This window comes from Bacillus yunxiaonensis (assembly GCF_037104695.1).
GTDB classification, from domain to species: domain Bacteria; phylum Bacillota; class Bacilli; order Bacillales; family Bacillaceae_G; genus Bacillus_A; species Bacillus_A yunxiaonensis.
Genome location: NZ_JBAWSV010000001.1, coordinates 951,406 through 966,518 on the forward strand (window position 1 = coordinate 951,406; position 15,113 = coordinate 966,518).

The 15,113-nt window shown below is 33.0% G+C and carries 16 protein-coding genes and 1 pseudogene; 4 read left to right on the forward strand and 13 right to left on the reverse strand.

Annotation, left to right across the window (positions count from 1 at the left end; all coding sequences use genetic code 11):
- Positions 1-40 precede the first annotated feature (40 nt).
- The gene (locus WAX78_RS04715) at positions 41-1,675 is read right to left on the reverse strand and encodes a peptide ABC transporter substrate-binding protein (RefSeq protein ID WP_413789156.1); all 1,635 of its coding nucleotides are present in this window, start codon (positions 1,673-1,675) and stop codon (positions 41-43) included.
- Positions 1,676-2,225: 550 nt separating this feature from the next.
- On the opposite strand from WAX78_RS04715, the gene WAX78_RS04720 reads away from it, so the two are divergent.
- Positions 2,226-2,501 (forward strand): hypothetical protein, encoded by a 276-nt coding sequence (locus tag WAX78_RS04720; protein ID WP_336481107.1) that lies wholly within the window; start codon positions 2,226-2,228, stop codon positions 2,499-2,501.
- A 67-nt stretch (positions 2,502-2,568) separates the two neighbouring features.
- Here the strand turns inward: WAX78_RS04720 and WAX78_RS04725 are convergent, their stop codons facing one another.
- The 8 genes from WAX78_RS04725 to WAX78_RS04760 form a co-directional block, all read right to left on the reverse strand.
- Positions 2,569-2,802: a YuzF family protein gene (locus WAX78_RS04725; protein ID WP_026591141.1), complete on the reverse strand. Its 234-nt coding sequence runs from the start codon at positions 2,800-2,802 to the stop codon at positions 2,569-2,571.
- Positions 2,803-3,041: 239 nt separating this feature from the next.
- Complete coding sequence (locus WAX78_RS04730) at positions 3,042-3,275, reverse strand: hypothetical protein (protein WP_336481108.1); 234 nt, start codon at positions 3,273-3,275, stop codon at positions 3,042-3,044.
- Between the two features lie 279 nt (positions 3,276-3,554).
- A complete protein-coding gene (locus WAX78_RS04735) occupies positions 3,555-3,719 on the reverse strand; it encodes a BC1881 family protein (protein ID WP_253629179.1) in 165 nt (54 codons plus the stop codon).
- A 559-nt stretch (positions 3,720-4,278) separates the two neighbouring features.
- Positions 4,279-4,740 (reverse strand): CarD family transcriptional regulator, encoded by a 462-nt coding sequence (locus tag WAX78_RS04740; protein ID WP_336481109.1) that lies wholly within the window; start codon positions 4,738-4,740, stop codon positions 4,279-4,281.
- Between the two features lie 215 nt (positions 4,741-4,955).
- On the reverse strand, positions 4,956-5,864 hold the full coding sequence (locus WAX78_RS04745) for an acyl-ACP desaturase (protein ID WP_336481110.1): 909 nt from the start codon (positions 5,862-5,864) through the stop codon (positions 4,956-4,958).
- 726 nt (positions 5,865-6,590) lie between these two features.
- Positions 6,591-7,151: a class I SAM-dependent methyltransferase gene (locus tag WAX78_RS04750; RefSeq protein ID WP_336481111.1), complete on the reverse strand. Its 561-nt coding sequence runs from the start codon at positions 7,149-7,151 to the stop codon at positions 6,591-6,593.
- A gap of 151 nt (positions 7,152-7,302) precedes the next feature.
- Positions 7,303-7,731: a YkvA family protein gene (locus tag WAX78_RS04755; protein ID WP_336481112.1), complete on the reverse strand. Its 429-nt coding sequence runs from the start codon at positions 7,729-7,731 to the stop codon at positions 7,303-7,305.
- Between the two features lie 57 nt (positions 7,732-7,788).
- Entirely contained in the window at positions 7,789-8,343 is a 555-nt protein-coding gene (locus WAX78_RS04760; RefSeq protein WP_336481113.1) for a GNAT family N-acetyltransferase, read from the reverse strand.
- 191 nt (positions 8,344-8,534) lie between these two features.
- Between WAX78_RS04760 and WAX78_RS04765 the strand changes: the two genes are divergently transcribed.
- Together WAX78_RS04765 and WAX78_RS04770 are read left to right on the forward strand one after the other, a co-directional pair.
- Complete coding sequence (locus WAX78_RS04765) at positions 8,535-8,960, forward strand: hypothetical protein (protein ID WP_336481114.1); 426 nt, start codon at positions 8,535-8,537, stop codon at positions 8,958-8,960.
- 178 nt (positions 8,961-9,138) lie between these two features.
- Positions 9,139-9,624 (forward strand): hypothetical protein, encoded by a 486-nt coding sequence (locus WAX78_RS04770; RefSeq protein ID WP_336481115.1) that lies wholly within the window; start codon positions 9,139-9,141, stop codon positions 9,622-9,624.
- Positions 9,625-9,683: 59 nt separating this feature from the next.
- Here WAX78_RS04770 and WAX78_RS04775 read toward each other — a convergent pair whose 3' ends face one another.
- Complete coding sequence (locus WAX78_RS04775; RefSeq protein ID WP_336481116.1) at positions 9,684-10,184, reverse strand: GNAT family N-acetyltransferase; 501 nt, start codon at positions 10,182-10,184, stop codon at positions 9,684-9,686.
- Positions 10,185-10,442: 258 nt separating this feature from the next.
- Positions 10,443-10,624 (reverse strand): annotated as a pseudogene (locus WAX78_RS04780) (TetR/AcrR family transcriptional regulator); the annotation flags it as partial.
- An 860-nt stretch (positions 10,625-11,484) separates the two neighbouring features.
- On the opposite strand from WAX78_RS04780, the gene WAX78_RS04790 reads away from it, so the two are divergent.
- A complete protein-coding gene (locus WAX78_RS04790) occupies positions 11,485-12,885 on the forward strand; it encodes a protoporphyrinogen oxidase (RefSeq protein ID WP_336481117.1) in 1,401 nt (466 codons plus the stop codon).
- A gap of 315 nt (positions 12,886-13,200) precedes the next feature.
- On the opposite strand, the gene WAX78_RS04795 is transcribed toward WAX78_RS04790, so the two are convergent.
- Positions 13,201-13,767, reverse strand: a complete 567-nt coding sequence (locus tag WAX78_RS04795) for a hypothetical protein (protein ID WP_336481118.1) — start codon at positions 13,765-13,767, stop codon at positions 13,201-13,203.
- Between the two features lie 308 nt (positions 13,768-14,075).
- The gene (locus tag WAX78_RS04800; protein WP_336481119.1) at positions 14,076-15,095 is read right to left on the reverse strand and encodes a zinc-binding alcohol dehydrogenase family protein; all 1,020 of its coding nucleotides are present in this window, start codon (positions 15,093-15,095) and stop codon (positions 14,076-14,078) included.
- Positions 15,096-15,113: the final 18 nt, after the last annotated feature.

Consider the following 15,113-nt stretch of genomic DNA (forward strand, 5'->3'; position numbering starts at 1 on the left):
AGTTTGATCAAACCCCCCCTATTTTGTCTATATAAATTGTTTATTTTTCAATATAGGCATATTTATAAGTGTTAGGACCGTATACATAGAAGCCTTTCAAATATGGACGTTGAAGGTAAGAAGTCCCTTTTTGATATAGAGGCACAACTACAGCATCATTCAACAAGGTCTTCTCAGCTTCTTTCAACACTTCCCAACGTTTTGGCAAATTATAAAGCAAATCTGTTTTAGCGTGATTAATTAAATCATCATATTTTGGATTGGAGTATCCGGTTTGATTAAATGCACCGTTTGTAACGAACATATCCAAGTAAGTCATTGGATCTGGGTAATCAGCTCCCCAACTGGAAAGAGAGATATCATAATCCATAGCCGATTCTAGCTTCAATTTTTGGGCATTAGGTTGTTGTTTAATATTAATCGTTAATCCGCTTAAGTTTTTCTCGAGCTGCTCTTTTAAATTTTCTGCAACCCGTTTAGAACTGTCATCATCGTAATTTAACATCTCTAATGTTACATTTGTGACACCAAGTTCCTTTTTCGCTTTTTCCCAATAATCTTTTGCTTTTTTTATATCAAGATGGCCATAGGTAGAAGTTGTTTTCCGGAAATCTTTCCCATCTGGACCAAAGGCTAATTCCTTAGGCACTAAATAATCAGCAGGTACAGAGCCATTGTTTAGAATTACATCTGCAATTCCTTTTTTGTCGATGCTTAAGCTAATTGCTTTTCTGGCATTAGGATTTGCTAACACTTTATTTTTTTCATTCAAACGTAAGAAGTTTGTTCTGCCATTCAAATAAGTTTTCAGGGTTGCATCATTTTTGTATGTACTCACTAATTCACCGGTCAAGTCTACACGGTCAATTTGCTTTGCGGTGTATAAGTTTACTGCGGTAGAAGTATCTTTTACGACATTAATATTGACTTCCTGCAGTTTCACTTTATCTTTATCCCAATAATTTGGATTTTTTACAAGCTGAAGGTTCTGCTCATGATTCCATTTTTTTATGATGAATGGACCATTATATAGTGTAGCATTTGCTTCTAAACCATATTTTTTCCCTTGTCCTTCCACGAACTTTTGATTTAATGGATAGAAAGTTGTAGAAGAAACTAAATCAATAAAGTATGGAACCGGATTCTCCAACTCAACTTGCAATGTATGATCATCAATTGCTTTAACACCTAGTTCATCTACTGACAGCTGCTTTTCGTTAATTTTTTTCGCATTTTTCACATCATATAGTAAATATGCGTATTCTGCACCTGTTTCTGGATTTACAGCACGCTTCCAAGCGTAAACAAAGTCTGCGGCCGTAATAGGATCGCCATTGGACCACTTTGCATCCTGAAGTTTAAAAGTATACGTCTTTTTATCTGGGCCAAGTGTATAGGACTTAGCTAGGGCTGGTTCCGGCCGATTATTTTTGTCCACGCGATACAATCCCTCGAATACGTTATTCATGGCAGAAATCGATACAGAATCTGTTGCCAAAGTAGAGTCTAAAGTGGAAATTTCCGCTGTTTGCGTTACATTTACAACCTGTTTCGTTGGTTTTGATACAGCAACTGTTTTCGTTTCTTCTGATTTGTTACTGCAGGCTGTAGCAAATAAGCTTGTAGTTAGTAGTACAGATAAGGCTGTATATCCTACTTTTTGATTCATCTCCATACTCCCCTTCATACATAATATATTGGCTAGATGAAAACTTTTCTTTGTTTTACCTTTGAATAAAACAAAGGAAATTATGAAAATAGTATAACAACTTAATTATCATTGTATTCCGATATAAAAGCAAGGATTAATATATAAATCTAAGTTAGCGAATGGACAACACTCTTTACCTGCTTCTTGAGGTTCGACCGCATACCTATCAAGCCAAAAAAACAGGTCACTCCATGCCCATCAACCTAACAGAACAGGTAGCCCCCAAAACGAAATTTTTATCTCTTGACAGTTATTTCTGTAAGTTCAGCTCGTTTTTTTCGTTTTGGGGTAGTTTATTTGCGTTAAGTTGATGGCGATGGGGTCACCATATCAAAAAAAGAAAATTGTACGTTTAGACACAAAATTGACACATTTCGATTAGTTCCCTGTACGTTAAGGAATTAGTTTGTATATTTGAGGAGATGTGCGAGACTGGTGTGAATTTAGGGGGGATCCAATATTTTCTATTCAAATATGATAGAATGGAAATATATCCAAAATGGAGGAACAACAAATGAACTCAAACACAAAACAGTTTATTTATGATATCCAGCAAAGAAAGAACAATTATATGGAAGATGTATTAATAGCAATACAACACCCTCAAAAAGAGCAATCTGAACAAGTCATTCAAAATATAGTAGAGAAGATGGATATGATGATCAGTTTAGTTACTACTTACATGGCTATTGAATCAGAATCTACAAAAGAATTAGAAGAACTTCAGGAAGAACTTATTCATGCTCAAGCATATATTCAAAAACGGAAATTTGAAGAAACACAGAGATAAAACCCTGTGTTTTTACTTGGTGGACTATGACACTAATTTTTTATAAATCTGATTAGATATAATTTGATTATTGTTTTGGCATAATCCATACAATTTGTTGAATGCGTACAATATATGGCATCGTATCTTCAATGAGCAAATGATCTGGTTTCACATCTTTTAACTTTCCTCTTACATTACCTCTTACAGTTTCAATAACCACATGTTTACCAATTACTGATTGTAATGTCTGATATACGTAGGGATTGGGTGCACTTACCATATGTTGTTCACTCAAGTTATTTCCTTCCGAATAACTCATTCTATAAGACTCCTTTCTAACTTGCATTCTTTCTCCTAATATATGATATAAATCTTATCAATATGCTAGAAGGATAATTCATTATAGGAACGGAAATAACATTTTAATAAGGTACGGTTTCTATTTCTACATTGCTAAAAAAATGATTTATATAAAGTTACTTTTACTAGTTAATAGGAGATGATATAGGGATATTTTGAATGTACACCTAGGTTGTTCCTTTTAGGATATGTATCATTTTAAATACGCCCTTTATTAGAATAGCGCTCATACTTTTTTTGAGATTCTTTCGTAATACGTGCGTTAAGTAAAATTGCTAACAATAAAAACACTCCATATTTTCCCCCTGTAGCTCCTATGATAATCACACTACTATAAACAAGTACAATTAATAGGATAAACGAAACTAAATAAATACGATCATAATTCTTTGACATCTTCTCGTATTTTATGCGTTCTTTCCTTGCATCCATCTAAATTCCTCCTTTAAATGATCCATTTCACTCTCAAATAAATCTCGCCCTTAAAAAGGAAACAATCTATCGTTTTAAATAATTAGTTTGTTTTTTTATCAACTAATTTATATAACGTAAAAAGAAATCCTACCAATATTAAGCTTTCCACCATGATAATCCTGACCCTCTCCTTCCTCTTAACCCCAACACATCAGATAAAAGTTATGTATATCCCATATTAGCTGCAACAAACAAAAAGGATCATCCCTTTTTGTAAAGGATCATCCTTTTCTTCGTTCATTCAACAATTTTTAGGTATTCTTGATTAATTAAAATAACAGCCGGTCCATTTACAAGAATTCCACCAACTTCAATTTTTTCATAAGATTCAATCTTAATAGAAGTAATTCCTTTCCGCTTCTTTAACTCGTTACTTAATTCTTGCGTTGGCATGCGTTTCATATCTTCACTCCTTCTTATTGTTCCATTTAATCTTATTATGTTAAATAAATTGTAAAAATGGGTTCTAGTTCTAGAAATCCCATCATTTTTTATCGTTGACCATATATTTAGATGTTACCAACTCGCGCATCTCTCTTATGAAAAGAAGATAAATAATTACTATTCATTGTCTCAGTAATTGTAAAAAAATTCTTAAAGATAGAAATGCGATTGATTGTTTTTTCTTCTAGAAATAATGACTTAGATAGTATATTACCTAAAACAATGAAAGCCCTACCTCTCTTTCATCCTTACGGCTCCTTGTCCGTGCCAGTGTGAATCAGGAGTACAAAAATCAAGTGACTATTTAATCGAGTTATTTGATGAAACTTCGAACGATCGTAAAAGAAATTTTATAATAAAAATGGATTAGATTGAAGTAATAACAAAAGAGGTTCCTACTCTAAAAGTGAATTGAAGAAATTGAATGTCTTTGAAATGATTTGCTTTTAATACTCATCACATTCCCGAAAAATTCAGGATGTTTTCGGGTGATATAATACATTATCTATAATGAACCTTAACAGAAACTTTTTATTTGATTTTCAGTAATTCCTTTAATTAATTCTAGTTCACTGACCAAAAATTTATATGCATCATCCAACAATTTTTTTTCGCTTGTATTCAGTTCTTTTTCTTTCTTCATACGCATTAAATCGCGTACAACTTCAGCACCTTCTTGTATTTCACCCGTTTTTATTTTGTCTGTGTTCACTTTATGTCTTTGTTTCCACGGCAGTAATTTACAGGATTCTTCATGCTGAAAAATGTGTATAATGTGCTTTAATGCAAGTATATCAGTAACTGGGCGTATATTCGAATTCAATATTTTATCCGTAGGAATCATGACTTGCATATTACTGATCGACATTTTTATGACATAATACTGTTGTTTTTCCCCTGAGAATTCTTTTTCTTCTATGGCTTCAATTATACCTGCTCCGTGCATTGGATAAACAATGTTATCGCCAATTTGAAACATATAATCCACCTCCATATATGGTAACCTTCTTAACTTTAACATATACGTTATTTTTTATCAAATATTTTATAATATCATAAAATCATTTTTACCGTCAACTACTTTTGACAAAAATTAAATTAAGTAAAAAACGCCCCCAAAACAATAGGGAGTGTGTCAGATTTCCCATAAAGGGAAGGGGAATTTCCCCGCTTATATTCTGAAATCTCTACTCATTAACGTAGATCAGTTTTCCCTTGAAAACGACCAAATCGATCCCGTATTTTTTTCAATCTTGTGTGGTACTCCAAAATCTCAATTCTTGCTTTTTCAGCTAGGGGTGCAATTGGTCGTAAATCTTTTAACCCCCAATAATCAACTACTACATCAAGTACTTGATCAAAATATTGTAGTGGCCCATAGTTAGCTTCTTTTGCAATCACAGCCATTCTATTTTCAAAATCAGGCATGACTGCACCTGGCATTTTAAAATTCATAATCACATTGGCAATATGATAACAATAATTAGGTTCCAATTCCAAATGTGTTCGAATCACGTCTCGATAAAACGCATAATGAAGGGTTTCATCTTTTGCAAGACGGCGTAATAATGTAGCAAGATCTGGATCATGCTTACTTGCAACCTTAGCTACATTATTGTAAAACACCATCGTTGCAAGTTCTTGTAGCGTCGTATACGTCATGGCTTCGATTGGCGTGTGAAAATCAGGCTCAAATCCACCTTCAACGACTGACTTTCTTAATTCATGTAATCGTTTAGGATTCACGCTTCGAGTAAGTAGTAAATATGTCTCCAACAAATTCGAATGTTGATCCTCTTCTGAAGTCCAAGTATGAATAAAGTCCGTAATAACAGAAAGGGACCCTTTAAAAGTTGCAGATAAATACATTGTAAACCATGGTAAATTCACTTCTGTTAATAAAGCTGTTTCAATGGCCGTAATTACACCAGAAGGAAGTGCAACCTGACTTTCATCCCAAGGAACTCTTTTAAAGTCCATACCCTTATCCCATGGTAAAAACTCATGATAACCCCAATCTATCTTCTGTGCTCTTATTTTATGTTGTTCATACAGTTCTTTTAAGCGTGGTTCTAATCGGAAATCTAAATCATTTGTTAGCATATGTAAGTGCCTCCTTTTCTTATCATAGATAGTCATTCTATAATTACATTCGTTTTTATCTTTTAAAATTTCTTTAAATAGATATTACTTTCCTTTTTTGGGGTTCAGCCGCATGCCTATCAACTTAAGAAAAGTAAACACCCCAAAAACGAAAAAAAGCTAACTTCTCAAATAACTAACTGTAGAAAAAGGAAATTTTTATTTTGGGGGTACTTCAAAATATTAGCTTGATAGCGATGCGTCAGCACCCCATGCCCATCAACTTAAGAAATTCTTGGTGCCCCAAAACGAGAAAAATGAATTTCTTTGCTATAAAAGACAAAAAATTTTCGTTTTAGGGATACTTCAAAATATTAGGTTGATGGACATGGTGTACCGCCAACATTTTAACGAAAGTATACGCTAAGCAAAATCCGACATGAGAAAACGTTGATTTTACTACTCTAAACGATATCGCCAGTAGGTATTTGAGTCAAATGCACTTCAATGTAAAAGGTGCTGAAAAGAGCTTAATTAGTGTCTCAAAACTCATCTTTAAATCAAATTCTCAATTCAACTCGTGTTATAGAGTTTTGAGAATCCCTTAGCGTATAAAAATGTTACAATGTGCGTCCTCCCCCTTATTGAACGGAGGAATCTTTACCGCAATAATTACAGCACAAACAAAAAAAGCCGCATTTGCGACTCATGGACTTATAGAACTAACGCATGCGTTAGTTGAATTACTTACCGTTTAATCGCATCAACAATTAGCGATGGAAAACCAAGTTTATCTCCTTGATTTCTAGAATCATACCTTTTTGAACGGAAAATAACACCATCGTTCGCATCCCATTCGTTGTAATAAAATTGCCCATTTTCATCACAATATTCAAGTAAAACTACTTCAAATCCAGCAGTTTCAAACATTTTCGTTAATGTTTTATAATTATGAACTATTTTATGGCTTGCAGCTGGATGGTCTTTAGGTCCAGGTCCGCCTACTTTAACTATATTTTGGTAGGTTTCATCTGGAAAAAATGCATCAGGGACGCCACAACGAATATGACCTGATGGTTTTAAAAATTCATAACAAATTTTAGCTGCTTTTACACCTTCTTCAAAAGTAAGATGTTCCCATACATGCTCAGCTAAAATAGCTGAAATGGAGTTATATTCAAATCTTTCTTTCCAGGTAGTTTCAACTAATAAGTTAAGTTCATCTTCTTGAGTTTGAATCCAACCTGGATTATTGTTAAATGCTCCAGCTCCAACTACTACTTTAATTTCGTTTTGTTTTATTACCATCACTTTCACCTCATAAGAACCTTAATTCATTGATAAATAAATTCGACAAAATTATCCAAATTCCTTTTACATATATGATCCTTATAGAATGGTATTTTTAATTCCCATCATTTTCTATAGTGAGCATGGCCTGGCCTACTACTCCCACTCATTAATAATTCATATAGGATAAAACGAGGTTTACAATCCACACGAAAACAATTAGCCAAATACTAATAATAAGAAATCCTGTTATCCAATTCTTAGGTTTATTCATAGATGATTGTCCTTCTATCTTCCTTTTACAATCCTCTAATACTTCTTCAGGGATAAGCTTTAACGCCAAGTATACGCCTAAAGGAACAAGAATGAGATCGTCAAGATACCCTAAGATTGGAATGAAATCCGGAATTAAGTCAATAGGGCTGAAAGCATAAGCAACAACAAGCATTGTAAATAACTTAGCATACCAAGGGACTCTTTCATCTCGATATGCCAAATACAGCACAAGAAGTTGTGTCTTTAAATTTTTAGCCCATTTTTTCATTTTCTGTATAGTTGATAGCCCTTTTTCTGTTTGAATTTGTTTATTTTGACTCAAAATATCTCCTCTTCTTTTCATTTTTTGTAGTTTTCTATTCTCAGAGAAAGCTTAATATTAGAGATTCCTCTCTTTCTCCCAATCTGTTTTCAAAATGGAATAAACTAAAGCATCATTTGAATGATGCTCTTGATAAATATAACCTCTCAATAATCCTTCTTTCTGAAAACCTATTTTCAATAATAAATGAGATGATGCCTCATTTTCAGGATAGGTAATAGCTCCGATACGAAATAAATCTAATTCTTGAAAACCATATTTTAAAACCGCTTTAACAGCTTCAGATGCATATCCTTTCCTCCAAAAAGAAGGATGAATATCGTAACCAATTTCAGCTCGTTTACTCCAAAGTTGTAGATTATTAAAACCTACTGTACCGATAAAATCATTTATCTCCTTCACAACGATTCCCCAGCGAATCGCACGCTTTTCTTGAAAATTTTTCGCAAAAGAATCAATCATTCTAGCTGCCTGTTCTATCTCTTTAAAGCAATTCATGCCATAGTAACGCGTTACCTCTTCAAGTGAAAAGATATCATATATATTTTGGCTATACGTTTGATTTATCTCAATTAAACTTAGACGGTCGGTTTCTAGAGTTGGGAATTCCATTGAAATCCTCCTTTATTCTGCTTTTCATTGATTATATCAAAACTATTTTTTATTTCTAAGATAATTCAAATAACAATAAAGCGTATCCTCTAAAAACAATTAAAAAGAAAATGAAGGAATATGTATTTACATAGTGGAATGTATTATTAAAAAAGAACGGGCGTTAATATAACCACAGAGAATGTAATACAATGACTCTAAAAACATGGCCTCAAAGACCTTTTATAAATAATACGGCTACAGTTAAAAAGGAATCTATTGGCTATGCAGAGGTGATTATAGTTGTGAAAAATCGTATCAGTAATTATACTGGAGGAATTTCGTCTGTAGGTATTTTTTCACTTTCGATAATTTTCCTTTATCTTAACCCTTATACTGCGGAACCACCCAATCAACAAACTATTTTTAGTGTTTTCATTATGCTATTACTTCCTTCTTGTTTAGCATTAGTTGCACTAATCATGAGAAGACTAATTTTAATGAGTATTTTTTTCACATGGTTGTTACCAGCTACTACCTATTTAGGCATCGCTGCAATTCCAAGTATTTGGAATTTATATATTATTCTTCTAATCATCTACCTTATTTCTATCTTTTTAGTAAAAGCTGATAAGTAAAAATCATTGCTACTGCCTTCACAATTCAGAACTTGAGCTCTAGAACATCTATACATATTAATCAGCTATTGTTGCGAACCATTCACTAATAGTAATATTGCTCGAAGTTCTGTTTTTTATCCGTATGAATGAAGTATGTTTTAATATAAATTAACTCTATTGCATATGGAGGACAAAAATGAAAAGAAAGAAATTATATATAGGTATCTTTATAAGTATAGGATTAATCATGTTCTTAATTATTCTTGGCAATTCGCTAATCGGTTCCCTGAATCATGCAAAATTAGATGGAAAATCAGCACCAGTACCTACTATTAAATTAAACGGTAGTAGTATAGATCACATATATGAGAATTTTTGTTGGAATGAAGATTGTAGTCAAATAAAGCATAACCCTCCTAGTATCCCAACAACTGATGTAAAAAGTGGTGATCATATAGAAATTTCATGGGGAAAATTTAAAAAGAATCCCAATAAGGTTATCCTGTACAATATTATGACAGGAGAAACCATTATTTATCATCTGAAGGATACAGATATTGAAATAGTTGTACCAAAACAAGCAAACCCTTACCAATACGATGTATTATTTCAATGGTATATAGGTAACGGTAATGAACTACGCGGGGAATCTTCCTTAAGTTTTAAAGTCAAAGCAAGTTAAATATAAAATAAAAATTGCATTGGAGAAATCCGCTGCAATTTTATTACGTTTTGGAGTTATTACAAATACAATGCCATCATAACATTATCTGCATATTGTCCATTCTTAAATTTAATTTGCCGCTTCTCTCTCCCTTCTTCTTTAAAGCCTATTTTTTCATAAACGTTTATCGCTCTTTCATTTGTTGATAAAACCCCTAAACAAATTTTCTCTATGCCATCTTGTGTTTTTGACCAATCTATTAATTGTAAAAGCATTTTTGTTCCTATACCTTGATTACGATAATTATCTAAAATCCCTATTCCAAATGAACCGGTGTGATTTAAGCGCTTCATTGAGTTTCTAGTAAACACTAAAAAACCAACAATACGTTCACCGTCTTCTGCAACAAATGTTACACCTCCCTGTTGACTATTTGTAATGATTTTCTTTCTCTGCATTTCAATATCTACATGAAATTCTTCACTTGTAACTAGAAAAAATTCATTTTGAGAGATAATGCTTTTTCGAATATATAAAATGCCTTCTGCGTCTTTTTCTGTTGCCTCTCTTATGAACAATCCAATCCCCCCAATATTATTTATCTACATATTCAATTTGGCTTTTTTACATTCCTCTGTACCTTTTTATATTAAATTCTTTGGAATGTATTCTTTTTGGACAACAACTCCTATGAATCACCAATTACATGTTCATCTATATATCCTTCCTCCATATTCCATGCATTCCCGCATTCCGATTCCCTATTACATCATTCTCTAGATGATGGTCTATTCATTTTGCAAATGAGGAAACTGATATAATAGATAAAACTGAAATTATTTTAAAAATGATAATGTCATTGCTACGGAATTATCTATAAATGAGCGTTCAGGACGAGATTTCATCAACACAGTAAGTCCGATTAATGAAGCGACGAGTGTCTGTGCTAAAGTTTTAGCATTTAGGCTGTTTCAAGTTCGCCTGAACGAATACCTCGGACAATTGTTTCTACTAATATTTATGAAAACTTTGGATGGAACGGAGTATGTCTATTAGGCGGCTCTGTCAGTGCTTTGGCCCTTTTGTTTTGGTCACTAACCGTGCGTCTGACGGAGCAGATTAGGGAAAAATAAAGGGTAGTAGATACAATACATATATATTATCTATTACCCTTTTACTCTTGTTAGGAAACCGGAAAAGATATAGAATTAACCCCATTGCAAGCTAAAGAGTTGATATACCATAGTAGATTAGCAACAACTACATTCGTGGGATAATACTTTAGCGAAAGAAACCCTTGCTATTTGCGACCAAGTTTGAGTTATTACTGAACAGAACAAGCAGTCATTTAAAGCAGCTAAGCATCAACATAAAGAATTACAAGGGATAAAACTTAGAACAGAAGATATAATTGTTACTATCGGAAATAAGTGGAACAAGAATTTGGATTTTGGATTTTGACCAGCAATAGCACTACCTTATTTTGATTCACAACCAGAAGCTTCTTTAAAAGGGGTTCCTTTATACAAAATTAAGCCTAAACTTATGAAAACAGAATTTGATAAATTGCTAAATTATCTAAAGTAAATTTAGAGGATTAGGTGTCTTGTTATATGATAAGATACTTAGTCCTATTGTTAGTTATTAAGTGTGAGTAATATAAGAGATGCTTTAGAAGTTTTATAAGTTAAGAGTTGTCATATTGCAGTTATTCCTGTTCCCTAATCACCCAGTACATCATAATCAGCCTGAAATGTGTTCGTATATATTGTCTAATTTTTTACAGACTGTGTAAGCTGCTAGTCGAGAAAGCTAACTTTTGGGTATAATAATAAAGAAATTTATCAATTTATAGTATCGGTTAGGAGCTCAGTAGATATGAAAACAGTTGTTGTCGTAGGTGGAGGTATTACGGGACTCTCTACTATGTTTTACTTAGAAAGATTAAAAAAGGATTACAATATAGATTTAAAATTGATCCTTGTAGAAAAAGAGGAATATTTAGGCGGGAAAATTCACAGTGTAAAAGAAAATGATTTTATTATGGAAATAGGAGCAGATTCAATTGTTGCTCGAAATGAAAATGTGATGCCCCTTGTAAAAGAACTGAATCTAGAAGATGATATGGTATATAACGAAACTGGTATTTCTTACATTTATTCAGAGAATACGTTACATCCTATTCCCGCCGATACAGTATTTGGAATCCCTACAAGTGTAGAGTCGTTGTTTAACAGTACGTTAGTCTCAGCGAAAGGGAAAATTATTGCACTGAAAGATTTTATTACTAAAAACAAAGGCTTTACGAAAGATACATCGCTTGCTTTATTTTTAGAAAGCTTTTTAGGAAAAGAATTAGTTGAGAAGCAAATTTCTCCTGTCCTTTCAGGGGTATATTCTGGTAAATTAAATGAACTTACAATGGCATCTACATTACCATATTTACTTGACTATAAAAATAACTACGGCAGTATTATTAAAGGGTTTGAAGTGAACAAAAAACAATTCCAGGCAGCTGGAAATAAAAAGTTTTTATCGTTCAAAGGAGGACTCTCTACGATTGTTAATCGGTTAGAAGAGGTGTTGACTGAGACAGAAATACGAAAAGGAGTAACAACGACGAATGTAAGTAGAGTCGGTAATGGGTATGAAGTTTCTTTTTCGAATCAAGAGAAACTAAAAGCGGATTATATTATTTTAGCTACTCCTCACGATATTGCACAAGCAGTATTAAGTTCTGCCGAATTAAACAGTGATTTCAATAAATTCAAAAATTCATCTCTTATTAGTATTTATTTAGGATTTGAAATACCTGATAATCAATTACCGGCAGATGGGACAGGCTTTATTGTTTCAGGAAATGGTAATTTATATTGTGATGCTTGTACATGGACAAGTAGGAAATGGAAGCATACATCAAATAAACAAAACTTATTAGTAAGAATGTTTTATAAAAGTTCAAATCCAGCATATGAAAAGATTAAAAATAATAGTAAAGAAGAATTCATTCAAGTTGCTTTATCTGATATTAAAAAAAGTCTTGGAATTCAGGGTGAGCCGCAGATTGTTGAAGTTACAAACTGGAAAGACTTAATGCCAAATTATCATTTAGAACATAATCAGGCAGTTCAATCTTTGAATGAGAAATTGTCAGCTGCTTTTCCAAATGTTTACTTAGCTGGTGCTTCATATTATGGTGTAGGCATTGGAGCTTGCATAGGGAATGGAAAGAATACGGCAGATAAGATTATGAAAGCATTACATAATTGTTCGGAGTAATGCCACCTTTATCCCGCATTAACGGGCAGTAATACTCCCACCTCAAAATTCGGCGAAAGCAAAGAAGTTAGGCGGGAGATAAACTGCCCTCCACTAAGGTAATAGGTTAGAATAATTCGTTTTATGCCTATGTATGACTAAATAATCCAATATTCATCCACTCTTTCTTATTTCTATCCCCCTTAATTTTAAGCAACACCGTAGGTTCGCGCTTCCCATTTCCTGTAAATTCGACAGTAAGTTCACTGACTCCTGTTAAAAAGAAGACGCCGCATAAAAAGAGTCAAATTGTATACATAGTTAATTCAAGAATCATTATTTTGATTCTTTCACTTTCACATGCATACTTCCCATCACATTCACGCCATTTTTTAAAGTTAGTTTTACATCCCCTGCTTCTTTAAACGTATAAGGAGACAGTTCATAAATTTCTTTTATTTTAAATTTCTGATTCAAGTCTTGTATAGATCTAGCCGTAAGCAAAGACATTTTAGGTTCCCAAACTTCTTCTTTTCCAGATGGATACGTGATGAACATTCGAACATCTGCTGGGTGAATATCTTTCCAAAGTATTATATACATTTGCGTTTCTTGCCCTTTTTTAATCAATGTATCCGAATAATACCCTAACTCTCCAACGTTTCCAAAAACAGTATATTTCTCATTGTTTACTGTAATATCAATAAACGGGAGTTTGTATGTCATTTTATGATATATTCCGTAAGCTATACAAAAGATAGAAATAATCGTAAGTCCTAGAAGAAATTTTTTCAGTTGTTTCCCTTGAAAACTTACCATCATAACTGAATTTGGAGCGAATTTTTCTGCTAATAAAAAAACAAGAATCACAATTAAAATGCCAATCCCAATAAAAATATACATACAATTCCCTCCCGCTTGATATATGTAAATTGCACCCCTTATAACGCTCTTTCACACCGCCCCCTCGTTTTCCTTCCTTACTACTATAAAAATTTTGAAAGTGAAGCAACTCACTCTTCTACAGCGATTCAATATTACTTACAAGATGTTTTCTGTGAAATAATATATATATGAGGAATCTTATGAAATTAGAAAAGAGCAGGCCGTTTATGTTTGAAGAGGATAAACATAATAATTTTTAATCCATTAAAAAATGGAGCCATAATACATACAGCTCCATTTTTCATATATACTATTCATTTATAGTTTTAAAATGTTTCTAATACGATTTTCCCAATCGTACTTCCTGTTTCAATCATCGCATGCGCTTTTCTAATATTAGCAGCGTGAATTGGTGATAATGTCTCGTTTAATGTTGTTTTAATCGTATTTTGCTCAAGCAATTCACTCACTTGATTTAATAAAAGGTGTTGGTTAATCATATCTTCTGTATAGTACATAGGTCGTGTGAACATGAATTCCCAAACAAATGTAGCACTTTTACTTTTTAATAAACCTAATGCTAATGGTTTCTCATTTTCTACAATCGAACAAATTCCCCCTTGTGGTTTGATTACTTCTGCCATACCGTTCCAATGTTGATCCGTATTATTTAGGCAAAGAATATAATCAACTTCTGCTATTTCAATCTGTGACAATTGTTCTTTAAATGCTTTATGGTGATTGATTACATAATCAGCACCTAAGCTTTTAACCCAATCTTTCGTTTCATTTCGAGAAGCTGTTGTAATGACGTTAAGACCTGCCCATTTCGCTAATTGTATCGCAATAGAACCAACACCACCTGCACCGCCAATGATTAAAATATTTTTTGATCTGTTCTTTTCCTTATTATTAAAATCAATTGCTAAACGTTCAAACATTCCTTCCCACGCTGTAATAGCTGTTAAAGGTACAGCAGCTGATTGTGCGTGGGTTAAATTTTTCGGTTTTGTTCCAACAATTTTTTCATCTACTAGATGATATTCACTATATGTACCAGGTCTTGTGATACTCCCTGCATAAAAAACTTCATCACCCGGTTGAAATAATGTACAATCTTCTCCAACTTCTACAACAACGCCACTAGCATCCCATCCAAGTATTTTCGGCTCTTCTTCTTTTTTATCTTTTGGCGCTCGAACTTTTGTATCAACGGGATTAACAGAAATCGCATGAATTTTAACGAGTAAGTCTCTCCCTTTCGGTATAGGTCTTGGTAATTCAATATCAATCAAACTATTCTCATTTTCAATCGGTAAATATTCTAATAAGCCAATTGCTTTCATGTTCATTTCCTCCATTTA